Genomic DNA, 23715 nt, shown 5'->3' on the forward strand with positions numbered 1-23715 from the left:
GAAGTGGTCCAAAAGGAGGACGGCACATTCGTGTGGGTCGTTTCGTACAACAAGCGAATCAGCCCTATTGATGTGTCGTTTATCCAAATGAAAGGGAAGACATCTTTTGCAAGCCGGAAGGAAGCGATCGCAGATGGAGAGCGATACATTGCCGAGCAAAAAGCGAAAGGCAATTAGCGCTGTCAGTCTCTTAGCCATCACGGTTCAGCCCGGCGTTGTGAGTCAATGACTGCGTCGATAGTCATGCCGGTGGCGCCCGACGGGGGATGTTTGGTGGCTAGTTCCACATGCGCAGCCCACCACTTGGCGCACTTCCCGGATGCTTTGTTGCACACCACAATTCGCACTCCGCGCGCATCCCAACCGGTGACTACGCCGAGGAATGAGCCGCGGTGATGGACGACACGCACTTCGGCATCTAGGGGATAGGAACGTTTAAGGGATTCCAGCAATGCCGCCTCGGCTGCGCGGAATGCGATAAAGGCTCTCTCGACTGCGAGGCTGTAGCCGGGGGCATGGCCGCTCCAATACGATTGAGTGGTCATGCCGCTTCCCCTTCCTCGCCCAAAACCCAGCGCAGGGCGGTGGCATAGTCGCCCTGGGCGGTTTCCAAGGCGGCCATGATCTGCTTCCGAGATTTCACGCGGGGCCGCTCGCCCATCACCGCAGCTTGCTTGAGGCTTCGCTGGTGGGGCGTGGCGTTCTTACCGGCCGCGATCAGCTCGGCCACCTTGGCGCGCTGTTCATCGGGTTTGAGCTTCACCAGTGCCTTGGCATGGGTGAGGGTGATCTGACCTGCCTCGACGGCGTTCTGCACGGCCTTAGGGCTATCCAGCAGCGCCAGCGTGTCGCGGACCGTGGTAACCGTGCAGTTGTAGATGACCGCAATCTGATCTTCACCCTTGCCCAAGGCCAGGTGCTGGCGCATCTTCTCGGCGCGCCCCAGCGGCGTATCAGCGGTACGGGCTTCGTTCTCGCTAACGATCGCGTCCAGGGCGTTCTCGCGTTTGCCCGTGTAGACGATGCCGGGAATCAGTCGCTCTGACACGCCGCGTTCTCGGCGCCACTGGTTGGCGAGCACGGCGGCTTTCACTCGCTGCCGGCCGAACACGACCTCTGTGTCGCCCGTCTCTGGGTTCTTGGAAACCGCCACGGGCTCAAGCACGCCCTGGTAGTCGATGTTTCGCGCCAGCGCCTCGTTCACGGGCAGATGTACGCGCTTGTCATAGAGTGGGCTGGATTCGTCGGTGACGAGAGTCAGCTTGGCGGGATCGAAAGTGAGCAGATTGCTCTGGCCGTCCGCGCCGTACACGTCTTTGGATTTCTTGGCCATGTAGGCTCCGATAGGGATAGGTGATACGTCGTGTGCGCTATCGCGGATAGGGAACCCAGGTGATCATCGGGCGCTTGGTGGCCTTGCTGATACGGGGCGCTCCGTGCTTGTCGAGCTTCGGGCCGCGCTGCATGATGCACAGCCGGGAGGTCCGGCCGGTGGCCGCGGCGAGTTTGATGAACTCGCGGGCGAACTGTGGCGCATCGAACGGTGCCGATAGCTGCACAGGATTGCCCTTGGCCAGGTGGTACTCCGTCTTGACCTTGATCCAGTCGGCCTGGTCGGATGGCCGCAGGCATGCGCGAACATCCGCGGTCATGGATTCCTTATATTTTTGCCAAGCCCGCTCGGCGGCTTTCTTCGCGAGCTGCTCGGTCATTCCGTATACGCAAAATGCTCCCATGTGTTCACCTATGGGTTTTGATATCGCTGGGTAATGGGGCGGACGGCGCCAGGGGTTGCCTCCATTTGGTGAGGCGCCGCCCAGGGAGAACGGTTAAGCGGCCGAATCCAGCGCCGCTCGGCGGGCGTCGTAGGCCTTCTTGAGCGCGTCGTAGTGCTCGTCCGGTGCGTCGCGGAAGCCGTCGGCGACCAGGTCCAGGGCGTCGATGTTTGTGGCGCTCGTGATCTGCGCCAGCACAGGCGCCGGGTCATAGGCAACCTGTTGCGGCGCGCCGGCACCTTCCTCTGCCTGGTCGGCCCCAGGCTCGGGCTGGGCGAAGATGAAATCGCCGTCGAGCGTGTTGTCGTCCAGGTGCTGGTCGCGGCCGCTGCTGGCCATCTCGTCGAGGGCCGTCGCCTTCTGGAATTCGATGGACAGCGGCAGGTACTTGGCCAGCCGGCGAATCACGGTCTTGCGGCCCATCTCCACGAAGTTGTCTTTCCAGGGGCCGTAGGCGCCCTTGCTTTGCGTTGCCGCCTTGATCTGGTCGATCTGGTACAGGCTCATGAATTCGAAGGCATGGCCGCCGCCTACGAGCTTCGCCACGGCATAGAAACCGGTGACGGCGCCACGTTCGCCCATGGCCGGCCGGTGTTCCAGCTTCTCGTCCAGGCCGTACACCAGGTCAAAGGTGTCGTTCTCGCAGACCTCGTGGGCGGCAATGCTCACGATCTGTCCGGAGCGGCGGGCCAGGTCGATCAGGCCCTTGTAGCCAACGATCACCTGCACCGACTTCACCCAGCGCTCATTGCCGCCGGCGTCCTTGCGCTTGGTGTTGAAGGGAACGAGGTAGGCATGGCCCAGAACGGTGTTCGGCTCCAACCCCATCTGCGCGCACTGACCGATGGCGCCCACCAGCGACGGGATGTCGCATTCAGCCAGAGCCGGCGTGGTGGTGGCGGCGATCTGCGCGACTTTGAGCAGGCGGTCGGCGGAAAGGTGCTTGGGCAGCATCTTCTGGATCTCGCCCTTGCGCTTTTCCAGCAGGTGGGCGATCTGGTCCTTCGGCTTCATGCTGGCCAGCTGCTGGGACTGTGCCTGGCCGGTGGCCACGGCTTTCAATTTGGATGCGCTCATTTCTTCGCTCCTTTCAGGCGGAAGACTCGGGTTTCGGAAGTGGTGCGGTAGGCGGCGGCGATATCGGGGTGAGCCAGCGCGAGGGCCTTGCCGTCCAGGCGGCTGGCGGACTGGCTTTTCCAGGTGGCGACTGGCTCGCCCTTGGCCGTCAGAATGGCGTTGGGCTCCATGAACGTCTGGATGCCGAACTTGAGCTCGTCGCGGCGTTCCTCGATGCGTTTGGCCTGGTCGCCGAGCTCGCGAAACTCGGCGAGCTGGGCCAGGATCTCGTCGGTTGCCTCGATCGCTTGGCCGTTGTCGCGGGCGTAGAGAAACTTCAGGTCGTCGAACGTTTCGGGATCGGGCGGGATGTCGGTCAGGACGTGGTTGGTCCAGAAGTCCACGGCCTTGGCGACCATCGCGTCGATCGTCTCCTGATCGCGGCGCACTGCGTAGAAGGTCAGGTCATCCACGCCTACCAGCGTGGCGTAGAGGCACGCCTCGCGGCCGGTGACGGCCAGTCCGGTCATGGACTGCGCCGCATAGTGAATCGGCACGTCGTCGGTTCCCATGTCGCCCCACTCGTGGGCGACGAACGGATGCACGGTCTTGACCTCGCCGTTCTGGATCGAGCCCAGCTCGAGCGGCGCGAGCCAGGGGAATGCCGCCAGGGCCTGCTCGGTGACGCGCCACTCGAAGTCGATCTCGACCGACAGGAAGCTGTGGTCGGGGTGCGTGTAGCGTTCGTTCACGGCGACAACGTCCAGGCCGTAGTCCTCGCGCAGCATGGCCACCACGACTGGCTCAAGGCGTTTGCCACGGTTGAGCACCTTCGTCTTGGCGGGGTCGTCTTCGCGATAGGCGTCACGGCGGGTCTTTTCGGCCCACACCTGCAGGGGCGTCTTCCACTTGCTGACGCCGTACAGCGCGGCCATGTCGGTGCCGCCGAGGAAGCGGGTGCGGTCCAGGGCGATAGGTTCAGAAATAGCGTTCACGATCAGTCCTTCGCGGCGTATGCCGTCGGGCGCCCGTCTTGGGCGGTGGGAGTGGGGGAGTGGGCATCCCGCGTCGGGCCGACCATGCCGCTGGCCAGCAGCACCACCGCGCCGGCGAAGATCGCGGCGACGCCGGCGAAGTCCAGGTCACGGCCGGAAAGGCGGGCGCGGTGCCAGAGGTTGCGCAGCCGACGGATCATGCAGACCTCCGCCGGTAGGCCATCCAGGCATCCCCCAGCAGGCCCAGGGGATAGGCGGCGCATAGGCCGCCCAGGATGAAGAGGAGTAGGGCGGTCATTGGCGGGCCCCGAAGGTCACGCGCTGGCCGTCCTCGCAGCGGTCCGCGAGGTCGGAGGTCAACTGTCGGACTGCCACACTGACCCAAAGGTGAAATAAGGCCCCCACCGCAGCCAACGGGGCCCGATTCATAACCGCGCGCACCGCCAATGCAAACCCATCCTCGGCGAGCTGGTTGCCTTCGGTCGCGGCGTAGAGCGCTTCGGCGGCGCGCTGGCTGAAGTCGTATTCGCGGTGGATCAACTGATCGCGGCACAGCGCCAGATGCACGTCGCCGCCGAGGTCTCGCATCAGCTCTGCGCGCCGTTCCTCATCGTTGTAGGGGCGAAGAATCGCGGACGTGCCGCACGGGGTGGGAATCGTCATGCTGGACATGTCAGTTCCCCTTGGCGCGGTCAGATTCAGATGCCGGCGCCGGGCTCAACTCGATCGCCAGCAGGTTGCTGATCTGGTTTTCGATGTGGCTGGCCTTCGCCTCGGCCTCGGCGCGGATCTTCTTCACTTCCGCGCGCATCGACGCCACCCTGGAATCGATCAGTCGTTCGCGGTCAGGCAGCGTCAGGGTGATGCGGGCCTTGCCGATGAGCGTGTAGCCGCAATCGGTCATGTCCAGGTTGGTGTAGGACAGGTCGCTGAGGCGGACCTTGTTCGGATCGGTGATTTCGTCGGGCGAGATCAGGCTGGTGGGCGTCAGCCATGCGCTGACGGTTTGGGTAACTTCCATGGTGGTCTCCTAGCCCCGGCACCCGGGGCGGGTGGTCAGGCAGAGGCGTGCAGGGCCGCACGGCGCGCGTAACGGGCCGGTGCGTTCTTGGCTTTTAGGTTGAGCGACCGCATTTGGCGCAGCACGTCGCCATGCTGGGCGCGCAGGTGCTTCGGGATTTTCTTCATCGCCGCGGCTAGTGCGCACCGCAACGAACGCACGCAGCGGCCTTTGCCGTCTTTACCCATGATCTTTGCTTGCATTGCTGTTCTCCCATTCCTCCCCGGGGTGGGGAGGTGTTGAGGAGAAATTAAGGCAAGCCTAACAATCATTCAATAGGCATGCCTAATTTTAAGACGAAAAGAAAGCCACTCAGAAGTGGCTATGTCTATTTACCAGTCAAAAAATGAGGCATGGCTCATGCACTCTGTGCCTTCGATGCTGTGGACGGCGTTCCAACGTAAGCTTCGACTTGCTTGAGTACCCATTCTTCAATCCCATCGCGCTGCGATACGGTGAGCTGGTAATACAGCTCTTTGGGGATTCGCGGAAATGGCCAATCTGAATCGAGCATTCGCTCTTTGGGCAGCTTGCCGTCTGCCAGCCAAGCCTCACTCACATTGAGCAGCTGTGCAACGCTAACCAAATTCGCACCGCGAATGTTCTTGGTCTTTCCGTTGAGCCAGTCGGCCACCGAGGGCGGTTTGATGTTCGCTGCGCGAGCAATGTCCACCTGCTTTACGCCGGTCTGGTCCATTGCTTCTCTGAGACGTTGTGCGAGTGTGCTCATTCGGCAATCCTAAGTGGAAAATGAATAGGTATGCCTTTTAATTCCATTAGGCATGTCTTGACTAAATTTAAGGCAAGCCTAATAATCTTGGAGTGAACACTAAACACCCCGACTCCCAAATTATCGACGCGCTGGGTGGCACCGTAGCCGTCGCCCGCCTGTGCAGAGTGAAGCCGCCATCGGTCTCCGATTGGCGCAAGGAAGGAATACCGCCTGCGCGCCGCATGTACCTGCAGGCTGTGCGGCCCGGAGCCTTCGAGCCGGCGCCCGAGCTGGCCACGGCCGCGCCGCAGGAGCCGAGCCATGCGTGACCTCGCGTACCGCCGGTGCCTGATCAAGGCTGCTGTTGCCGCCGAGGAGGAAAGTCCTCGAACCATTGGCGATCGCGGCAATCGTCTGGATGGCCTGCGAGGATCGGCCCGTCTCCACGTACGACTCCTCTTTCTGTGTGCACGTACACAAGCTGTCGTGATTCGACTATGGCGAGGACTCGGCCGACCGGATCGCGCCAGCCTGCAATCGGCTCGCCAACAGTCGCTTGGAACGGTTTGCCATTGTGATGAAACACTAGGGAATAGACCCGCGCCTCGGGGCGAAGGTGGCCATATGCGGAGGCATCCTGAATGAACAGCGCGTACTGCCGTTCGGCCATTTCTGCGTCTGCCGCGTCCGGCAAGAAGAATTTCACGCCCATGCCCAGCTCCTTTCTCAAGGATGGTTTGTGTGAGGGCAGCCAGTTTAAGGGGAAGGGGCAGGGCGCCCATTCGCAGCAAGGAGCCTCCAATGCGTGAATTCCGAACCTACGCAGACCTCGATATGAACGCCTGGCTCGAGCCTGCCGGCCGCGGTGGCGTTCGATTGGTGATAGAGGGCCCGAAAATGCGCCCTGAAGCTCCGACGCTCTTGGGCATGCGCCTACGTGATGGCGCTGGCAATCACATTGGTTATGCCACCTTTCGCCCCGTTAGCGATGCCGCAGGGCGATTCACATATGAGTTGGCCGAGATTATTCCTGGCTCGATCCCGCCAGCCGGTGTGACGGAGTGGAGCCGACCGTTTGGCTACCTCGTGATCGGCTGGGGTAAGAAATTCAGCGCGCCAGACTTTGGCGACCGTAATCCGTGATGGCCAGCACGCCCGTACTTATGGCGCACTCGCCGTCCACTCCTCGCGTTACGCCGCTGCGTACCAGGCCTTTCTCTTCCAACTCCAGCAGAGCTGCGATGATCTCGTCGTCACCTGCGAACGCTTGTATTTCTTCCCATGCCGTTTCGGTATCGGCTGGAGCGCTCGGTGTACCCACTTTCACGCGTGCAAGCGTGTCGAGGATTCTGCGTTGGAGTCCTGCTTGTGTCGTCATGGTCAGTTCCTTCCACATATGGTTGGGGTTGGGGAATCCCGATCATATATGGCTGGAACTGGCCGCCAAATTGGTTGGCAATTCTAGGTTGCGGATTCGTCCCGACATGCTCGGCCAGGCCAAATCAGCGCCAGTTGAGTATGCGTTTCTCGGACCAGAACTGGCGGCGGGGGGGGGGTTAGACCGGCAGGAGGTGCGGTGATGCGTTCACGACTACCATCCTTCGTCTACCCGACGATCTTCGGCAAGTTGATAGAGCTGTTTGCACGCAGGGCAGTTTGCGTAGATTTTTCCCGGGCCTGGAGATTAGCTTCTTGCGCATGCGCATGCGCACCAAAACGTTGCATTCATATTGTGCGAGCTATGCAGTCGTCAACGCTTATAGATCGCTGGAACGATCAGTCGGCCGCGCTCTCATCGCAATTTCGAATGCTGGTTGCGTGCGAGGCTTGCGTAGACCCGGGTGTGCTCTTGCAACTCTCGATAGGCCTCCATGAAAATTGGATCATTGTCGGCACTCCAAACAGCCATAACTTTGTTGGCTTCGGCATATGCTTCAGCAGCGGCCCCATGGATAGAAAATGCCGCATCGATTTTCCCAACATCGGCAAAATCGTGGACAGGCATGCGGTCGAACGCCTCAAGGGCTACCTTGAACTCCATGCGCTGAACCCAAACCCACGCCGTTCGGAATGCGCTTACCTGATCGTATCCCAATGCATGTTCAAGTCGCTCCAACTTTTGGAAGAGATTGAGCACGATCGCCACGTAGCCATCGAGTGTCTGAGTTCGAGCGTCTTTGCGCAGCTTCTCAGCCAGTTTCGCTGCTTCTATGGCTTGTTGCTTGCCGACAAAAAAAGCACCGACGATGGCAAGAATCGAACCCACTGCTTGAATCCAGGCTGCGGCGTCAGCGCCGTTCGTCGGAGCGAAAGTTCCAGTTTCTGGGGAAAAAATCAGGGTCAGCGCACCAACCGCCAATACAAACCCAGTCGTGCCAAGCGTCAGGGTGATGGCCCCGTACTTGAGGAACGCTCGAGTTTTCATAGTCTCTCCGGTCTGAGTGCGCGTCATATTAGCGCGCCCAAGGGGGGCGCTAATTTCCAGGGTTGGTATCCACCAGGAGGTGCCGAGCGGCGTCGCGAGCCTCATCACGAGCTACAGCCTCTGATGGAGCACATTCTTCGCAGTTCTTGTATCCCTTCCCAGGGATGCTCACGTACCAATCCCAGTACTTGCGGCCAATTCTCCGAAGGGAAATGTAGCAGTCCAGATCGGTGTCGTTGTTCATTTTTGATACCTCAATCAGGTAGTTGGCGAACTCTTAGTGTGCCGTCACGACCTGCGTCCTTGGCAATAGCGCATGAATGATCGTCAACCGCTACCTGCTCCTCTGACCCCCCGCGATTGCAACCTGCGCGGCCTGCCGTTCATGCCGCCGGGAAGCCCGAACTGCACGGACCGGGCAGTAAGCTCCGACGGCGTCCCGGTCCCTGTGGGGTGCAGATGAGCGCTCAAGCTGTCGCTTGGGCCTTGGCCCAGCCTGTTTGCCATTCTCCCGCCAAATTCATCCTGGTGGTGCTGGCGCATTATGCGCACGGCAAGCAAGCGCCATGGAGCGCATTTGCATCCACCACCCTGATCGCGCAGCAGACTGGGCAAGACCGCAAGACGGTGCTTGCCAATCTGCGCCGGCTGATCGACGCAGGTTTCCTGGTCGATAGCGGCGAGCGGGCAGGGGCCACTAAGTCGGTGGTCGTGTTCCGGCTGTGCGAACCAGCAAGCGGTACCAATTCTGGTACTGCTTCGGATCAGCAAAGCGGTACCGAAAACGGGCCAGCTTCCGAAGCCCAAGCAGTACCAGATTTGGGACAGCTAAGCGGTACCGAAATTGGGATAGCTTCCGATGATTTTGAGGGAAGCAGTCCCAAAACTGGTACCGCTTACCCCGAAGCAGTACCAAATTTGGGACACCTGGGTAAACCCGAAGCAGTACCAGTTTTCCCTACAGAAATAAAACATAAGAAAGAGGTAATACCTATCTTCGTAGGTAATACCTCTAAAAGCCGTAACACTGTCAGCACCACGAAGCGTGGATCTCGCCTGCCTGCCGACTGGGTTCTGCCTAGGTCCTGGGGCAAGGCGGCGCTTGACCTGCGGCCCGACCTGTCCGCCGAGCAGGTGCGCGTGCTGGCCGACGAGTTCCGCGACTACTGGACCGCCGTGCCAGGCGCGAAGGGCTGCAAGCTCGACTGGCTGGCGACCTGGCGAAACCGTGTGCGCACTGCCCGCGCGCCAGTCGTGCCGAACGCGGCGGGGCCTCGTGCCGAGACGGGCCAGGACTGGGGCGAGTGGTGGAAGTCCGATGCGGCGACGGACCGCGTCGGGCGTGAACTGGGCATGTTTGCCCGGGGCGGCGAGACCTACGCCAGCTACCGAGACCGGATCTTCGCCGAGCTGCGTCGCCGGCGTGATGAGCAGGAGCGAGGCGCATGAGCTACGCCGAAGCATCCGCGGCGGTGACCCGCCACCAGAACCCCGTCCAGGGCTACGGCATGTGCTGCGTCAGGGGCTGCATGTTGCCCGGGTCTATCGCTGACACCACGACCGGCGTGTCCGACTGGTACTGCCATCTGCACCACGGCACGGCCTACGCGGAGCAGGCGGGCATCACCGCTCGCATGCACAACCGCCGAAGCCTGTTCATCCTGGCTGGGCGCCTGAAGGCGGCGCTGCCCGGCCAGCCAGTGCCGGACAGCGTGACTCCTTGGCTGCGCCGGCACAACCGCAATGACTTCGCGGATGCAGCCAGCGGGAACGTGACGGCGCAGGCATTGGGTGCGCTGATGCTGCGGGTGCTGGGCGACGAATGCGCGTCACCGCAGCAGCGCGGAGACCAGGCAGGAGCATCGGCCGGTGCGGGCCTTGGCAGCTGGTTCAGGGCCGTGGATTTGGTGAGTGACCTGGCATGAAGACTTCACAGAGCCTCACGGGCGCCTGCGACCCGATGGCCGGCACGCTGGGCAGCTACGCCCGTGGGGGAGCGTTCCAAGACGAACCGTTCCCGCTGCATGGCGAGCAGGAACATCGGGTGCCGATTGTTCCGAATGTTCCAGGAGTTGTTCCGGCAAGGGGCCTGGGCCGACACCCTGCAATACCTGTACCTGGACAACGACCAGAAGGTGCTGATGGGCAGTCTGAAGGACGTGGCTTTCCAGGATTACGCCTGGGGGCGCGAGATCAGCGCCCGCCGGGCCGAGCCGGACGAATTCGGCGCGTGATGGGTGGCGGTCGTCACGCCGCTGGCCGTCGAGCAGCCGCAGACCGACCTCTTTGGCGCCGTGGCGTAGGAGAGCCAAGCATGAGCCGAACCGGCGAGCAGAGGTTAAGACACAAATCGTGCGGTCTAGCCGCCATCTGTCCTGGGAGCATTGTGTTGGACACTTTGCGGCCCAGTGTATGGATCGATAAGGGGCGATCGGGCGTCTGCGGCAAGCTCGCATGCTTGGTCGAACAGGCGCTTGAATATTTCCCGAACCTCGGGATCCAGGAGTGTTCGCGCAGATGCGAGAAGATCGGTATCGCTTCGATCCGCGGCAGTTTTCATTACATGAAAGCCGACAAGGTCGGCAAGGTCAATGAGCGTTCCGGCAAGCGCTGGGTCATAACCGTGAATCAACGGGATGTCGAACTGATTCATTATCCCCAAGATCGCTCTAAGCCGCTTATTGAGGACTTTCATCTTCTCACGCAGCGGAAGCTTGCTGTTGTTCATTTCCTGGATCGCCTCTTCGAACAGATCCGCGGAGAAGTCGATATTGGAAAAGTGGCGAGCGGCTTGAATTTGACCGCGAAGCTTGTCGCTTGCAGCGCTTCTGTTTTGACTGTCTTGGGCAATTTTCAAGGCAGTAACCGCTGCGGCAAAAGTCGCAATTGCGGTCGTCCAGCCGATTGTTACGGCATCGCTCAGGACGGCCTTTGCGCCTGCAGACAGGCGCGCAGCCAGGAAGCCGGCGACCGCCGCGCCAAAAACAGCTGCAATCCACGGGCTCCATGCTATGTAACCAGCTGCCAAGCGCCGCCACAAGTTGCCTTGCTCTCTCATGTTGTGTTCTCCCTGTTGTCTTTAGGCGCAGGGAATGTAACCGAATTGGCGGGGACCTGACCATGGACAGCCTGCTTGATGTCGATGCTTTCCGCGCCAGTATGCGTATGTCCGGGCGCCAGCTCTATACCTGGCCGATACAGCCAGGCTGTGAGCTTGAGAATTTGAAAGGAGTAAAGAATGCCGCGTGAAGCGCGAAAGCTGACCGGTGACGATCTTCTATGGAACTGGGCTCGATGGACCTGGTCAGGTTCCACGGTGGGAAATATGCAGGCTTACGTGCCATGGGAAGACGACCATCGGCCGATCAACCTGGACCACGCTCGTGCGGTGGAAGAGATGCACGCCGTGCTTCCTTGGCATGAGCGCATGGTGATCATCGCCGAGTACCCGCAGAAGAATGCCCTGTTTGGCGAGCTGACCGCCTCGGAACGTGCTGCTGCGGCCCGGCGGTGGATCGAATCGACCACGGGCGTATCGCTGGGCGAGACGGAATACAAACTCTACCTGGGCTTGTTCCGGGATCAAGTTGAAAGGAGTTTGGCGTGAAGTACGCGAAGGAAGTGATGGACCTGTTGGCGGCATATCCCGGCCGGCAGTTTCGTATGCAAGAACTGGTCCGGTATGTCGATCCGCGCGCTGTGGGTAATGACAGGCACCGCATCCGTACGGGAGTGCAGCGCGTACTCGATCAACTGGAGGAGGCCGGCACACTAGACAAGCAGGACGCGGGCGAGCGTGGGTCGTTTGCGCTCTATTCTTGGGCCGAGAAAGTGACACATGCCCCTGTAGGAAAGCGCCACTTAGAGTGCAATAATTTGTCCGGGCTACTGCGCCCTTAATAAACGAAGCCCTGTGCGATCAGCCGGGGCTTTTTGTTTGTAGCCGCCTTCGTGCACACTAGCGCTTTCCAACCACAGGAGAAGCGCATGTCCAGCGAAAAGAAAGATCCTTTTGATGAGTCCAGTTGGGGGTCGTTGCGGTATAGCAGCGCCACAGCAGCAATAGTCAAGCGAGCGCGATACACGATGAACGCGCTGGGGATGATGTTTTCGCAGGAAGATGCAGCGTCCCCCAAATTTTCCTTTGTGGAGGGCGGCGAGCTGCCTTCACTGGGTAAGTTTGTGACGCCGCTGGGCACTGCTGAAGTGCGGCTCGGTTGGCGCTTCGAGCCCAGCTCACGTCAGCATGACTTCGACGACGTTCATGGGGCAATCGCAGTCTTGGTTAAGGACTCGACCAGTTCATCCCCTCAGTTGGTGCCCGTCGATTGGCAGGTGGATGTCACTCAATACGGTGCAGTCAAGGCGCTCAGCGGCGGGTTCGAGCGGGTCCTTTCTGACCCGCAGGGTAGATTTTCCACCGATATGAACTACTACCAGGCCGGGATGGCGCTCTACAGGGCCATCGCGGCGGCGAGTTAACCGCTCAACCTTAAAGTGAGCCGCCTTCGGGCGGTTTTCTTGTTTCCAGAGAGCAGGGGCCAGAGAGAACCGTCAGCCGGGCCGCTTGGGCGCCGGCTGGCAGACGCCTCGTTCAGGACGTCGCTTCGCAGAGGAACCGCTGCGTGTTTTCACGAGGATAAGAAGCGGGACCATGCGCGCGGGCTACTGTGCCTTAAAGATATTTTCGGGCAGACAGCGTTCGATGATAAGAGCTAAGCCCTTCCGCATTTGGGGCAGCGGCCGAGATCGGCTCCCCCCATCCTCATGTTGCTACCGTAGATTTGAACGCTCTCATTAATGTGTTCCAGGCTGATTTCCCCCAAATCTAATGATTCGAGCAATTCTTGTTTCTCTGAATCGTTCAGACGGCCTATCTGCTGCAGGATCTGCAACACTTTATAGCTCTTCATTTCCGTTCTCCACAGCGGTTACAGTACTTGTCGAATCTCCACCACCGCCAAGGCAAAGATTCTCGAATAGGCGTCTGTTTGCATTCCCTGCACCTTGCGTCGAACTGCCTGAGTCCGACACGCAGGCTTCGTCTGCGCGCTTGCTGCGTTGCGTGGAAGCGATTCTCGTCGTTCTCCTCGAGGTGTTCATACTCAGATGTTAGCGAACGCGCAAGGACCTTCCATGAATCGCTTGGCATAGCCTCATCTCTCCTGAGCCTATCGGAGCGCAGCGCGATATTGCGGTTTCGAGCCTCAGAGTCCTGGGCATCGCGAGTCCTATCAGGGCTTGAATACATCAGAATCACAGCGCTAATAGCTGTATGTGCAATCAGAAATCCGGTAGCTACCGACCTTACCCAAGTCTGTTGTGCGAGCAAGTCTGGGTAGTTCAGGGCGATCAGTCCGATCAGGAGTGGAACCAGAACGCTCGATGTCGCCATGAAGCGCATCCATGCAGTGGACCATTTGACTTTCCTGCGTAGGAAATCAGCAGTCGCCCAGGCATCCACTGCTTGGCTTATCAAGTTGCTTCTCAACTGCTGCTCTTCGTCGTCCATGTGAGTGATCGGTAATGGTTGCGCTAATTAGGACATCGTGATTCAAACTGAGTGGATTTCGCACTCGCATATTTTGTCTTCGTGACGGGGCGCGTAAAGAAACGCGGTAATCGTGGTTAAGGCGCCATCACATCTACGTCGATTCTAAATGTAACCTGAATACCGAAATGATGCTCACAGACAAACAGCGCCGCTTCGTGGATGAGTCCCTCCTTGCCCCCAACGTCTACGCCAGCGGCGACAACCCAGTCAGCGACCGGAGAACGGATCGAAAGGTCAGGAGTCTGCAGCGCGCGAGGCAAGGTCAGCCGAAATATCGCGGAGACGCAGCATGAAGACAAGGCGGGCGCGATCGGTGGGTCAGGAGCGGCCCAGGCCGCCCGCCGAGTGGCTGGCGCGCGCGGAGGCCCTCGGAGGCTTGCTGGCGCCGGCGCCTGAGCTGCTGGAATGGACTGAACGAGTGATACTCGCCGCGGACGGCCCCCTACACAATCCCGACCACGTCCATCTGGCGGAGGCCGACCTGGCGTTCCTCTGGGCGTCGACGGGCTTCCAAAAGGCCGGGCGGGTGGTGCTGGGCCAGGCCGAGCAAGTGATGTTCCGCGCCGGTGGCTGGCAGAAGGCGCGCCAGGAGCAGCAGATGATCGAATGGTTTGGCCGCGTGCCGGCGTTCCTGATAACGTTGGCGGCGGACTATTGCACCACCTGCAGCGACGCCGAGTTCTGCGCCCTGGTGGAACATGAGCTCTACCACATCGGGCATGCGCCCGATCCGTACGGCGCGCCGGCGTTCGCCAAGCAGGGCCGGCCGAAGCTGCGCATCGTGGGGCACGATGTCGAAGAGTTTGTGGGAGTGGTGGCCCGGTATGGACCGTCGGAGGATGTTCGGCGGCTGGCCGCGGCCGCCGGCGCCGCGCCGGCTGTGCCTCGGCTCGACATCGCCAGGGCGTGTGGTTGCTGCCTGAAGGCGGCTTAGGGCTGGGCTTGAACGTACCAAAGGAGGGCGTACTCGTCGTAGCCCTCGCGTTCGGCTCGCTGGGCCAAGCGAACGAGATAGGCGCGAAGATCCTGCAACTGGCGCCGCCTGCGCCGGCAATCAGGATTCGTAGAGATATGTCGCTCTATGGCGCCGATGCGGTTGATGGTCCGCTCGGCGCGTCGACGTAGGGCCGATTCCCCGCGCCGGTGAAAGTGTTGGAGGCTCATTTGTTGTTTTTCTCCCGAAGTTTGAGCTTGATCACCCAGCATACGGGCCGCAAGGTAGGCCGGCAATATTTCGATTGCGAGTCTGGATATGCCGAAGTTGACCGACGCGCATAAGCGCTTCATCGTCCAGGCCCTGGCCTGCTGGGACCGCCCCAGCCAGGTATCGGAGGCAGTCAAGGAAGAATTCGGCCTGGACGTGCCCCGCATGCAGATCGCGCAGTACGACCCGACCAAAGTCGCCGGCAAAGACCTGGCCAAGAAGTGGGTCCAGCTATTCCACGACACCCAGCAACGCTTCCGCGAGGAAATCGCCGAGATCCCCATCGCCGACCAGGCGTTTCGCCTCCGACAGCTCGGCAGGATCTACGACAAGCACCTCAGCCGAGGCAACGTCGTCGGCGCGGCCAGCGTGCTGGAGCAGGCCGCCAAGGAGGTGGGCGGCGCATTCACGAACAAGCGGGAGCACACGGGCGCCGGCGGCGGCCCGATAGAACAGAAGACGGTGGTGGTGGATGAAAGAGAAGTCGCCGCCGCCGTCGCCAAGCTGCAAGGCGAGTACTGACCCCGCCGTCCTGCGCGCCACGGCCAAGGCTCTATGCGAACAGGACCACCTGTTCTTCAGCCGGTACTTCTTCAAGCACCGCCAGGCCATCAAGTTCCGGGTCAACTGGCACCACGAGTTGATCGCGCAGAAGGTGCAGGACGTCATCGATGGCCGCATCAAGAATTTGGTCATCAACGTGCCGCCGGGCTCGTCGAAGACCGAGCTGGTCGCCATCAACCTGATGGCCAGGGGCCTGGCGCTGAACCCGCGCGCCCGGTTCCTACACATCAGTTATTCCGACGACCTGGCGCTGCTGAACTCGCAGACGGCCAAGGAGCAGGTCCAGTCAGACGAGTTCCAGGAACTGTGGCCGCTGAAGGTCGCCGCGGATGCGAAGAGTAAGAAGCGCTGGAACATCGAGGTCGATGGGCGCAAGGCCGGCGGCGTCTACGCGGTATCGCTCGGCGGCCAGATTACGGGCTTTCGAGCGGGGCACATGGCGGAAGGGTGGCAGGGCGCCATCGTCATCGACGACCCGCTCAAGGTCGGCGACGCCTACAGCAAGCCGCGGCGAGCCAAGGCGAACCGCGACCTGATCGCCACGGTGAAAAGCCGTCGGGCCAACCCCGACACGCCGATCATCGTGATCATGCAGCGCCTGGCGCAGGAGGACGTGACCGGCTTCATCGAGGCCGGCAACCTCGGCTCGGACTGGGAACAGGTCGTCATCCCGGCGCTGATCGACGACGCCTATGTGGCAGGCCTGCCGGCCGAGCTGCAGCTCAAGGTCGACAGCAGCGTCCGGGACGAGAAGGGGCGCTTCAGCTACTGGCCCTACAAGGAGCCGCTGGCGGATCTGCTGGCCATGGAGGCCGGCGCTGGCACGGACCAGGAGGGCGCACGCGTCAGCCGGTACGTGTTTTCGGCGCAGTATCAGCAACGCCCGGCGCCGCTGGGTGGTGACCTGATCAAGGGCGCCTGGTTCGGCCGGTACGCGGTGCCGCCCCGGATCGTGGCGCGCAAGGTGTTCGCCGACACGGCCCAGAAGACGGCCGAACGCAACGACTACAGCGTCTTCGAATGCTGGGGCCTGGGCGACGACGGCAAGCTGTACCTGCTGGATCTGCTGCGCGGCAAATGGCAGGCGCCCGAGCTTAAACGCCGGGCGCTGGACTTTTGGGCCAAGCACAAGCCGTTCAATCCAAAGCTGTCGGCGCCGCTGCGGCAGTTCCTCATCGAGGACAAGTCGAGCGGTACCGGGCTGGTCCAGGAGATCGCCGCCGGCGGGCATATCCCCGTCAAGGGCGTTTCCCGGGACAAGGACAAGCTGACGCGGGTCATGGACGTCCAGAGCTACCTCGAGGCGGGACTGGTGTGTATTCCGGAAGAAGCCCCGTGGGTGAACGACTTCATTGCGGAATGCGAGGCCTTCACCGCTGACGATAGCCACGCTCACGACGACCAGGTCGACCCCATGGTCGATGCCATCAACGACATGCTCGCCACGGCGGGCAGCGACATAGGGCGCTTCATGGCGCTGGCAAGTACATGATGAACCAAGACGGCTACCTGTCGGCGCTGCTGGGGCCGGGCATGCTGGACGCATTGCCCGGCGGCCTTGGCGCGCTGGACGACCTGGCGATGTATGCCGAGGGCGGTCTGCCGGCCCGTGTCGTGGACATGATCCCGGACACCGCGGTGTCCCGAGGCGTAGTCATCGCCGGCGACGACCGGGTACGCGACGAGCTGGATCGGCTGAAGGCGCTGCCCGCGCTGGCAGACGCCTGGCGCTGGGCGCGGCTGACGGGCGGCGGGGCGATCGTTGTCGTGGCCAAGGATGGGCGCGCCTTGCGTGATCCCTTGAACCTGGACGCCCTGGACACGCTTCTGGAGCTCAAGGTCTTCACCTTGGACGACGTTTCGGCCACCGAGAGGCGCTACTCCAACCCGAAGGAGGCCAACTACGGCATGCCCGAGATCTACCGCGTGCGCGTGCAGGCGGCGGGCGTGCCTTCGGCCGAGTTTCTGGTACACGAAAGCCGCTTGATCGAGGTGCCGGGAGATCCGCTCCCTGCGCAGCTCAATCGCAAGGGCATACCCTGGGCGGGGCGACCGGCGGCGGCGCGGGCGTTTCGGGCGATCCGGCGCTACGGCGAGGGGTTGACCTGGGCGCTTCGGCTGATGGAGAAGAAGCAGCAGGCCGTGCACAAGATGAGAGGCCTCGCCGAAGCTATCCAGACTCAGATGGAGGCAGTCGTCCGAAAGCGCGTGGAGATGGTCGACGCTGCCCGCAACGCCCTGAACGGCGTGGCCGTCGATGCGGAAGACGACTACCAGGTGCTCAGCTCGGACATGGGCGGCATCAAGGACACCCTGGCCGAATTCCAGATCGCGGTGTCGGCCGAGGCCGGCTACCCGGTGAGCGTGCTGTTCGGGCGATCAGCGGCCGGCCTGAACGCCACCGGCGACGGCGATCTTGAGGGGTTCTACAACGCGGTGGCCATGGGCCGCGAGGTGAAGTTGAACCCCGCGCTGGAGCGCCTGGTGTCGTTGATCCGGGCGCAACGCTCATTGGCCGGCACCGGTACCGCGCAAGGCGAGGCCTGGTCTATCACCTGGCCGCCCCTCAAACCGGCCACGGCCAAAGAGGAGGCCGACGTTCGCAAGGCCAACGCCGAAGCCTCGGCCCGCGAAATGGACGCCCTGAGCGCCGCCGTCGACAACGGGCTCAGCCAGGATCAAGCGATGCGCTACATGAAACAGGAAGGGCTCTATGGCCTCGTTCCCGACCCAAACGGTCAAACGGCCACGTCGTACGCCGCGGCCACCTAAGCAGTGGCGCTACCCGCTGGGCGACGAGCAGGACTACGTGCGGACGCTGCGGACCGCTGCACAGGCCGCCGTTCTGGCCGTCGAGCGGTATGTGATACCCGAGCTGCCACGGGTCCTGCGCGAGGATGACCTGCGCAACACGCCCGCCGGCGACGGGGGCTGGTTCGAGTCGCTGCGCCGAGCCTTCATGGCGGCGCTGCAGGCGGCAGCCTTGCCGGATGGCAAAGCGCAGAGCCTGGCTTCGCTGGTGTCCCGGCGGGTCGAGCGATACAACAAGGAGCAGTACCATCGGATGCTGCGGCGCGCCTACGGCGTGGACGTGTTCAAGGCCGAGCCGGCCCTGGCCCGCATCCTGCGTCCCTGGGAGGCCGAGAACATCGGCCTGATCAAGTCCATCCCGGAGCAATACCTGGACTCGCTGCACGGCCGGGTGGTTGCCGCCGTCCACAGGGGCACATCCCTGCGGGACATGACCCGCGAGATCCGGGAAACCTATGACCTGCCGCGCAAGCGCGCCGAACTGATCGCCCGTGACCAGATCGGCAAGCTGAACGGCAACCTGACCGAGTACCGGCAGACCAATATCGGCGTCAAGAAGTACCGGTGGCGGGGCGTCCTGGATGACCGCGAACGCGATGAGCACGTCGACCGCGAGGGCCAGGAATTCAACTGGGACGATCCGCCGCCGGACGGCCACCCCGGCAAGCCCATCCGTTGCCGCTGCTGGGCCGAGGCCATCCTGCCGGCCCTCGAGGATCTGGACGCCCTCATTGTTCATTGAAGGAAATTCCATGGTGATGCGATATGACCGGGCGCCGCTCAAGGCGACCCGCACCGACGAGGGCTACCTGGTCGACACGCCCGTGCTGACGCGTACCGGCGTCTTCGAATACCGGGACGGCGCGGGCCGCGTGCGCCGGGAATACCGGCCGCCCGAGGAGGTGTTCAACGCCGACTCCCTGGCCAGCCTGCGGGGAAAGCCGATCACCGACGGCCATCCGGGCAAGGTCAACGCCCAGAACGTGCGCCAGCACATGATCGGCACGGCCTTGTCCGCAGGGCGGCAGGACGGCCAGAACATGGTCGGCGACATCCAGATCTTCGATACCGGGCCCGTGGACGCCGGCAACAAGGAGTTGTCGCTGGGCTACGAGCTCGAGCTGGACGAAACCCCCGGGGTATCGCCGCAGGGCGAGCCGTACGACATCGTCCAGCGGCACATCCGATACAACCACCTCGCCGTGGTGAAACGTGGGCGCGCAGGCAATGCGCGCTTGAACCTAGACGCGGCAGACGCCGTAACCAAAACCGATGAGGAACATGACATGAGCACGGTCAAGATCCGACTCGACAACGGCCTGTCCTATGACGCCGCGCCCGAAGTCGAACAGGAGATCAACCGCCTGCGGGCCGACCTGAAAACGGCCACCAGCAAGGCGGACGCCGAGGCGGCCCGCGCCGATGCCGAGAAGGCGCGGGCGGACCAGGCGGAGCAGGGTATCGAGCAAGCCCGCCAGGACGCCAAGGGCGCGGCCCTGGCCCGCGTGAAGCTGGAGGCGGTGGCCACCGAGCACAAGGTGGCGTTCAAGGCCGACAGCACCGACCGCGCGCTGCGCGAGGGCGTCATCAAGGCGGTCCGTGGCGACTCGGCCGATCTGGCCGACAAGTCCGACGGCTACATCGAGGCGGCATTCGACCTGGCCGTAGGCGAGGCCAAGAGCCGGCAGGATGCCGTCGAGACGCAGCGCCGCGAGTTGGCCGGCGGCGCCCCGTCGGCGGCCCGGCAGCAGCGCTCGGATAGCGCGCCGCCGCCCAAATCGGCCAGCGCGGCCCGCTCGGCCTACCTGGCGAACCTGAAGAAAGGAGGCGAATAATGCCCGCCATCTACGATGACCGCATGGAGCTGGCCTACGCCGGCATGAAGGCCGACCTGGGCTATGACGATATCGAGACCTACGCGGCCGCGGGCGATATTGCCCCGGGCGTGATCGTGGGCGACACCACCGACGACCGCATCGTCGCCGGCCCGGGCTCTCGCATCCGCGGCCTGGCGCTGCACACCCACACCATCCCCCGCGATGGCGGCTACCGCGAGTTTGACGCCGTGAGCGTGCTGCGCGTTCGCCGCGGTTGGGCAAAGGTATCGGCCGGCGGCGCCGTGACCAAGGACGGCCCGGTCCGCTGCGCGGCTGACGGCACCGTATCGGACAGCGGCGCCATTGGTGTGCCTAACGCCGTCTTCCGTTCGGGAGCCGTGGAGGTGTCCGGCGGCAAGATCGCCCTGATCGAACTGCTGGCGCCCTTTGCCGCCTCGGCGACGCCCTGATCCAGCCGCCATCATCCGCAATCACCCCCAAGGCCCCGCGTAGGGGCCTTTTTCATTGGGAATCAGCATGGAAAAACACGAGCATTACGACGAGGCCGACCTGCCGGCCGTCAAAAAGATCGTCGTGGCGCTGGCCGGCATGCGCGAGGACGAAGGTCTCTACAGCGCCCGCCAGTTGGACTACGTCAAGACGCGCACCTACGACAAGAAGCTGCCGCCCATGGTGGGCCTGACGCTGGTGCCGATCTCCACCGAAGTGCCCGAGTGGGCCGAGACCTTCACGTACTTCATGTACGACGAGGTCGGCATGGCCAAGATTGTCGCCAACTACGCCGACGACCTGCCGCGCGCGGACGTGAAAGGCGAAGAGAAGGTCGCCCAGATCAAGAACATCGGCGACTCCTACGGCTACAGCGTGATGGAGCTGCGGGCGGCCGCCGCCAATCGCAGCGACCTGCCCACCCGCAAGTCGATGGCGGCGCGCAAGGCGATCGAGATCAAGCTGAACCAGATGGCGCTGATCGGCGATCGCAAGTTCGGCCTGTACGGCCTGGTGAACCACCCGAACGTGCCGCTGGTGGTGGGGCTGCACGGTGACTGGCTGAATCCGGCCACGACCCCCGACCAGATCCTGGCCGACCTGGACATGATCTACGACGCGGTGACCAACCAGTCCAAGGATGTGCACACGCCCACCCGCATCGTTATGCCGACCGAACAGCGCAGCCGTATCTTTTCGCGCCGCGTCCCGGATTCCAACGGCAAGACCGTGGGTCAGTTCTTCCTGGACAAGCATCCCGACCTGCAGATCATCGGCGCCGCCGAGTTCAAGGGGGCGGGTGCCAACGGTAAGGATCTGATCCTGGCCTACGAGTACAGCGAGGAAAACCTCGCCATGGAGCTGCCGATGCCGTTCAACCAGTTGGCGGCGCAGGCCCGGGGCCTTGAACTCGTCGTGCCGTGCCTGGCGCGGGCCGGCGGCGTGGTCGTGTATTACCCGCTGTCGATGGCGAAGGGAGATATCTGATGCTGTATTGCGAAAACCGAACTAAGGCGGTCATCAACATCGGTGGCCATACCGTGATCGCGCCGACGCGCGCCGCGTGGGTCAACCCCGAGGACCGTGGCGTGCAGGACCTGATCGACCGCGAGCTGCTGGTCGAGACGGACCCGCCTGGCGAGGACGCGGTTGTGCCGCCGGGCCGCGGTGACAAGCCGACCCCCGCGGTGAAAGCGGACAAGGAGCCGTCCACGGTCAAGGAGCTGAAAGCCTGGCTTGATGAGCAGGGCGCCCAGTACTCGCCATCGGCCTCCAAGCCTGAGCTGCAGGGCCTGTATGAGGCCTTGAAGGCTGCCGCTCCGGGCGAAGGCGGCGGGGATACGCCGGCCGGCGGCGGCTCGCAGGAGTCGTAAGCATGGCGGCCACCATCGACGATCTGGATTTCCTGGCGCCGGCGGTGGCCAGCTTGCCGGCGCCGGACAAGGAGCGGGCGCTGGCCATGGCCGCTGACTACCGGCCGGCATGCCTGCCCCCCAAGTTGCAGGATGAGGCGCAGCTTTGGTACGCCGCCTGGCTGTTGTACGGCATCAAGGCACAGCGCGCAGCGGACGCCGACGGCGTGGTGGCCAGGCCTGGCCTGGTCAGCGAGAAGGAAGGTGACCTGCAGCGCGTCTATGGCCGAGCGGCCGGTGCGGAGGACCCGGCGGGTTTCTACGACCGGTACCAACGGCTGGCGCGCATCTGCAAGGTGGGCGCGGCCACCATAAGGAGCATTCCCCTTGGCGGTTAAGGCGATCGACAAGGGGCTGGAGGCGCACGCGCGTCTTGCCAAGGCCATCAACGGGCGCGGCGTCGAGTTTGGCATCCAGCGGGATGCCGGCAGCGACCCCAAAACGGGGATCGAGCTGATCGACATCGCGATCTGGAACGAGTTGGGCACCGAGCGCATCCCCGCGCGGCCAGCCATCCGCGACTTTGCCGAGAAGAATGGCGAAGTGCTGGGCATGGCCATGGAGCGCATGGCGGGCGCCGTCCAAGACGGCAGACTGACCGTGGAGCAGGCCCTGGATCAGTTGGGTACGTTCGCTGAAAAGCACCAGAAGGCGCACATCCAGCATTCCAAGGAATGGGCCAAGCCCAACGCGAAATCGACGGTCGCCAGGAAGGGGAGCGATGTGCCCCTGATCGACCACGGGCTGCTGGTGAACGCTGTCCGATACCAGAAGGTGTAGTGGCATGAGTTTCCGAAAGCCACATGTCATCCGTGGCCAGTTGCCCGGCCGCCGGGAGCGCGGGCGCTGGATCGAGGGCGAGCCCATTCCCGATAGAACTATTTCCGCCTCGGTGCAGCCGGCCAAGGTGGGTGACTACGAGCAATTGCAGGCAACCCCCGAAGGGCGCCGCATACGGGCGGCCGTCCGGATCTACACCTGCGAGCTGTTGAGCGTGGCCGGCCAGGACTGGACCGGCGGCGATCGGCTGGTCTGGGGCGCGGGGCCGCTAGCGGGTGAATACCTGCTGGTGGGCGTGGCGCCTTGGCAGTCGGGCGTCATTCCCCATTACCGCTACCTGGCTGTGCTGTTGGCCGACCAGGAACAACAGAATTCCCAGCACACCCCGGCCACCTGGACCGGGCGCGGACGGGGCTAAGCGTCCGCAGGGTCTCTCCCTGGGTCCGGCCAGGCAATCCAGGTCACCGGAGAGGGCGGCGCCGAGTCGCAGACCGTGCAAGCACGGGCGCGATAGTCCCATCGGCGCATACATCCGCAGGACAACCATGACACCGGAAGACGCGATTTTCGAACTGATCGAGGCGGCGGCCGCCGGCATCCCCGTGATCTTTGCCAACGAGAACGGCACACGGCCGGCGCCGCCGTACATCGCCATGGCGGTGCGCTGGGCGCAGGCCAGCCGGGCGGAGCTGAGCGAGGTGGATGAGGACGGCAACGCGCTGATATCTCAACACAACGACGCCACGGTGGAGCTGCAAGGGTTCGGCGCCGGCGCCTATGACGGCCTGGACACGCTTCAGCTACGCCTGCAGCACCCCGAATTCGAGGAGCGCGCCGAAGCCCTTGGCCTGGCGGTCTTTGATCGAGGCCGCCTGCAGAACATTCCCGTCTTGCAAGAGGGTGCGCGGTATGAGCAGCGCGGCCTCCTGGAGCTGGGCGTGCGCTATGTCGTTGCAAGCCTGGCGGCCGTGCCTGTTATCGAATCGGTCGCGCCCGCCGCGTAAGCGCGCGGCCGTTCCCCCCTTTGCCACCTGGCCGCC

At 62.9% G+C, this 23715-nt stretch carries 37 protein-coding genes; 21 read left to right on the forward strand and 16 right to left on the reverse strand.

Annotated features, from left to right (window positions below):
* Positions 1-197: 197 nt before the first annotated feature.
* From HV783_RS11000 to HV783_RS11050, 11 genes are all read right to left on the reverse strand, one after another.
* Positions 198-545, reverse strand: coding sequence for a hypothetical protein (locus tag HV783_RS11000; RefSeq protein ID WP_175189107.1), 348 nt, complete (start codon positions 543-545; stop codon positions 198-200).
* Complete coding sequence (locus HV783_RS11005) at positions 542-1333, reverse strand: ParB/RepB/Spo0J family partition protein (protein ID WP_175189108.1); 792 nt, start codon at positions 1331-1333, stop codon at positions 542-544. Before HV783_RS11005 ends, HV783_RS11000 begins: the two co-directional genes overlap by 4 nt.
* A 37-nt stretch (positions 1334-1370) precedes the next feature.
* The gene (locus HV783_RS11010; protein ID WP_223821371.1) at positions 1371-1712 is read right to left on the reverse strand and encodes a hypothetical protein; all 342 of its coding nucleotides are present in this window, start codon (positions 1710-1712) and stop codon (positions 1371-1373) included.
* Positions 1713-1829: 117 nt separating this feature from the next.
* Complete coding sequence (locus tag HV783_RS11015; protein ID WP_175189109.1) at positions 1830-2852, reverse strand: recombinase RecT; 1023 nt, start codon at positions 2850-2852, stop codon at positions 1830-1832.
* Positions 2849-3826, reverse strand: a complete 978-nt coding sequence (locus tag HV783_RS11020; RefSeq protein ID WP_175189110.1) for a YqaJ viral recombinase family nuclease — start codon at positions 3824-3826, stop codon at positions 2849-2851. The genes HV783_RS11015 and HV783_RS11020 overlap by 4 nt, the downstream gene beginning before the upstream one ends.
* Positions 3827-3828: 2 nt before the next feature.
* On the reverse strand, positions 3829-4026 hold the full coding sequence (locus tag HV783_RS11025) for a hypothetical protein (protein WP_020926945.1): 198 nt from the start codon (positions 4024-4026) through the stop codon (positions 3829-3831).
* Between the two features lie 94 nt (positions 4027-4120).
* On the reverse strand, positions 4121-4498 hold the full coding sequence (locus HV783_RS11030; protein WP_175189111.1) for a hypothetical protein: 378 nt from the start codon (positions 4496-4498) through the stop codon (positions 4121-4123).
* Between the two features lies 1 nt (position 4499).
* Positions 4500-4847 (reverse strand): hypothetical protein, encoded by a 348-nt coding sequence (locus HV783_RS11035; protein ID WP_175189112.1) that lies wholly within the window; start codon positions 4845-4847, stop codon positions 4500-4502.
* A gap of 35 nt (positions 4848-4882) precedes the next feature.
* A complete protein-coding gene (locus HV783_RS11040) occupies positions 4883-5089 on the reverse strand; it encodes a hypothetical protein (RefSeq protein WP_175189113.1) in 207 nt (68 codons plus the stop codon).
* A gap of 155 nt (positions 5090-5244) precedes the next feature.
* Positions 5245-5616, reverse strand: coding sequence for a helix-turn-helix domain-containing protein (locus HV783_RS11045; protein WP_175189114.1), 372 nt, complete (start codon positions 5614-5616; stop codon positions 5245-5247).
* 334 nt (positions 5617-5950) lie between these two features.
* Positions 5951-6310, reverse strand: a complete 360-nt coding sequence (locus HV783_RS11050) for a hypothetical protein (protein WP_175189115.1) — start codon at positions 6308-6310, stop codon at positions 5951-5953.
* 89 nt (positions 6311-6399) lie between these two features.
* Here HV783_RS11050 and HV783_RS11055 point away from each other — a divergent pair, with 89 nt between their 5' ends.
* Positions 6400-6741, forward strand: a complete 342-nt coding sequence (locus HV783_RS11055; protein ID WP_175189116.1) for a hypothetical protein — start codon at positions 6400-6402, stop codon at positions 6739-6741.
* Here the strand turns inward: HV783_RS11055 and HV783_RS11060 are convergent.
* Together HV783_RS11060 and HV783_RS11065 are read right to left on the reverse strand one after the other, a co-directional pair.
* Positions 6707-6976 (reverse strand): hypothetical protein, encoded by a 270-nt coding sequence (locus HV783_RS11060; RefSeq protein ID WP_175189117.1) that lies wholly within the window; start codon positions 6974-6976, stop codon positions 6707-6709. The genes HV783_RS11055 and HV783_RS11060 overlap by 35 nt on opposite strands.
* A gap of 414 nt (positions 6977-7390) precedes the next feature.
* Complete coding sequence (locus tag HV783_RS11065) at positions 7391-8023, reverse strand: hypothetical protein (RefSeq protein ID WP_175189118.1); 633 nt, start codon at positions 8021-8023, stop codon at positions 7391-7393.
* 459 nt (positions 8024-8482) lie between these two features.
* Here HV783_RS11065 and HV783_RS11070 point away from each other — a divergent pair, with 459 nt between their 5' ends.
* The 3 genes from HV783_RS11070 (at position 8483) to HV783_RS11080 (ending at position 10257) form a co-directional block, all read left to right on the forward strand.
* Entirely contained in the window at positions 8483-9472 is a 990-nt protein-coding gene (locus tag HV783_RS11070; RefSeq protein WP_175189119.1) for a helix-turn-helix domain-containing protein, read from the forward strand.
* Positions 9469-9948 (forward strand): hypothetical protein, encoded by a 480-nt coding sequence (locus HV783_RS11075; protein ID WP_175189120.1) that lies wholly within the window; start codon positions 9469-9471, stop codon positions 9946-9948. Before HV783_RS11070 ends, HV783_RS11075 begins: the two co-directional genes overlap by 4 nt.
* A 135-nt stretch (positions 9949-10083) precedes the next feature.
* On the forward strand, positions 10084-10257 hold the full coding sequence (locus HV783_RS11080) for a hypothetical protein (protein ID WP_175189121.1): 174 nt from the start codon (positions 10084-10086) through the stop codon (positions 10255-10257).
* 125 nt (positions 10258-10382) lie between these two features.
* Here the strand turns inward: HV783_RS11080 and HV783_RS11085 are convergent, their stop codons facing one another.
* A complete protein-coding gene (locus HV783_RS11085; protein ID WP_144655210.1) occupies positions 10383-11081 on the reverse strand; it encodes a hypothetical protein in 699 nt (232 codons plus the stop codon).
* Positions 11082-11143: 62 nt separating this feature from the next.
* On the opposite strand from HV783_RS11085, the gene HV783_RS29605 reads away from it, so the two are divergent.
* From HV783_RS29605 to HV783_RS11100, 4 genes are all read left to right on the forward strand, one after another.
* Positions 11144-11272: a hypothetical protein gene (locus HV783_RS29605; RefSeq protein WP_276608449.1), complete on the forward strand. Its 129-nt coding sequence runs from the start codon at positions 11144-11146 to the stop codon at positions 11270-11272.
* Positions 11262-11630 carry a hypothetical protein gene (locus HV783_RS11090; protein ID WP_175189122.1) on the forward strand — a complete coding sequence of 123 codons (369 nt, stop codon included), beginning with the start codon at positions 11262-11264 and terminating at the stop codon, positions 11628-11630. The genes HV783_RS29605 and HV783_RS11090 overlap by 11 nt, the downstream gene beginning before the upstream one ends.
* A complete protein-coding gene (locus HV783_RS11095) occupies positions 11627-11923 on the forward strand; it encodes a hypothetical protein (RefSeq protein WP_175189123.1) in 297 nt (98 codons plus the stop codon). The genes HV783_RS11090 and HV783_RS11095 overlap by 4 nt, the downstream gene beginning before the upstream one ends.
* Before the next feature lie 87 nt (positions 11924-12010).
* Positions 12011-12505 (forward strand): hypothetical protein, encoded by a 495-nt coding sequence (locus HV783_RS11100; protein ID WP_175189124.1) that lies wholly within the window; start codon positions 12011-12013, stop codon positions 12503-12505.
* Between the two features lie 233 nt (positions 12506-12738).
* Here the strand turns inward: HV783_RS11100 and HV783_RS11105 are convergent, their stop codons facing one another.
* Together HV783_RS11105 and HV783_RS29640 are read right to left on the reverse strand one after the other, a co-directional pair.
* Complete coding sequence (locus HV783_RS11105) at positions 12739-12936, reverse strand: hypothetical protein (protein ID WP_175189125.1); 198 nt, start codon at positions 12934-12936, stop codon at positions 12739-12741.
* Positions 12933-13535 (reverse strand): mobilome CxxCx(11)CxxC protein, encoded by a 603-nt coding sequence (locus HV783_RS29640; protein WP_367646381.1) that lies wholly within the window; start codon positions 13533-13535, stop codon positions 12933-12935. Before HV783_RS29640 ends, HV783_RS11105 begins: the two co-directional genes overlap by 4 nt.
* 331 nt (positions 13536-13866) lie before the next feature.
* Here HV783_RS29640 and HV783_RS11110 point away from each other — a divergent pair, with 331 nt between their 5' ends.
* From HV783_RS11110 to HV783_RS11170, 13 genes are all read left to right on the forward strand, one after another.
* The gene (locus HV783_RS11110; protein ID WP_175189126.1) at positions 13867-14511 is read left to right on the forward strand and encodes a putative metallopeptidase; all 645 of its coding nucleotides are present in this window, start codon (positions 13867-13869) and stop codon (positions 14509-14511) included.
* Between the two features lie 318 nt (positions 14512-14829).
* The gene (locus HV783_RS11115; protein WP_175189127.1) at positions 14830-15303 is read left to right on the forward strand and encodes a DUF2280 domain-containing protein; all 474 of its coding nucleotides are present in this window, start codon (positions 14830-14832) and stop codon (positions 15301-15303) included.
* Positions 15254-16837: a phage terminase large subunit gene (terL, locus tag HV783_RS11120; RefSeq protein ID WP_175189128.1), complete on the forward strand. Its 1584-nt coding sequence runs from the start codon at positions 15254-15256 to the stop codon at positions 16835-16837. The genes HV783_RS11115 and terL overlap by 50 nt, the downstream gene beginning before the upstream one ends.
* The gene (locus tag HV783_RS11125) at positions 16834-18117 is read left to right on the forward strand and encodes a phage portal protein (protein ID WP_254603870.1); all 1284 of its coding nucleotides are present in this window, start codon (positions 16834-16836) and stop codon (positions 18115-18117) included. Before terL ends, HV783_RS11125 begins: the two co-directional genes overlap by 4 nt.
* 37 nt (positions 18118-18154) lie before the next feature.
* Entirely contained in the window at positions 18155-18898 is a 744-nt protein-coding gene (locus HV783_RS11130) for a phage head morphogenesis protein (RefSeq protein ID WP_254603871.1), read from the forward strand.
* 10 nt (positions 18899-18908) lie between these two features.
* Positions 18909-19991, forward strand: a complete 1083-nt coding sequence (locus HV783_RS11135; RefSeq protein ID WP_175189130.1) for a DUF2213 domain-containing protein — start codon at positions 18909-18911, stop codon at positions 19989-19991.
* Positions 19991-20443 carry a structural cement protein Gp24 gene (locus HV783_RS11140; RefSeq protein ID WP_175189131.1) on the forward strand — a complete coding sequence of 151 codons (453 nt, stop codon included), beginning with the start codon at positions 19991-19993 and terminating at the stop codon, positions 20441-20443. Before HV783_RS11135 ends, HV783_RS11140 begins: the two co-directional genes overlap by 1 nt.
* Positions 20444-20510: 67 nt before the next feature.
* A complete protein-coding gene (locus HV783_RS11145) occupies positions 20511-21470 on the forward strand; it encodes a DUF2184 domain-containing protein (RefSeq protein ID WP_175189132.1) in 960 nt (319 codons plus the stop codon).
* Positions 21470-21856: a hypothetical protein gene (locus HV783_RS11150; RefSeq protein WP_054506654.1), complete on the forward strand. Its 387-nt coding sequence runs from the start codon at positions 21470-21472 to the stop codon at positions 21854-21856. The genes HV783_RS11145 and HV783_RS11150 overlap by 1 nt, the downstream gene beginning before the upstream one ends.
* Before the next feature lie 2 nt (positions 21857-21858).
* Positions 21859-22233 (forward strand): DUF4054 domain-containing protein, encoded by a 375-nt coding sequence (locus tag HV783_RS11155; protein WP_175189133.1) that lies wholly within the window; start codon positions 21859-21861, stop codon positions 22231-22233.
* The gene (locus HV783_RS11160; RefSeq protein WP_175189134.1) at positions 22223-22675 is read left to right on the forward strand and encodes a hypothetical protein; all 453 of its coding nucleotides are present in this window, start codon (positions 22223-22225) and stop codon (positions 22673-22675) included. Before HV783_RS11155 ends, HV783_RS11160 begins: the two co-directional genes overlap by 11 nt.
* A 4-nt stretch (positions 22676-22679) precedes the next feature.
* The gene (locus tag HV783_RS11165; RefSeq protein WP_175146762.1) at positions 22680-23093 is read left to right on the forward strand and encodes a hypothetical protein; all 414 of its coding nucleotides are present in this window, start codon (positions 22680-22682) and stop codon (positions 23091-23093) included.
* 127 nt (positions 23094-23220) lie between these two features.
* On the forward strand, positions 23221-23679 hold the full coding sequence (locus HV783_RS11170) for a phage neck terminator protein (protein WP_175189135.1): 459 nt from the start codon (positions 23221-23223) through the stop codon (positions 23677-23679).
* Positions 23680-23715 lie beyond the last annotated feature (36 nt).

Source organism: Achromobacter dolens (assembly GCF_902859745.1).
Lineage (GTDB): Bacteria > Pseudomonadota > Gammaproteobacteria > Burkholderiales > Burkholderiaceae_B > Achromobacter > Achromobacter dolens.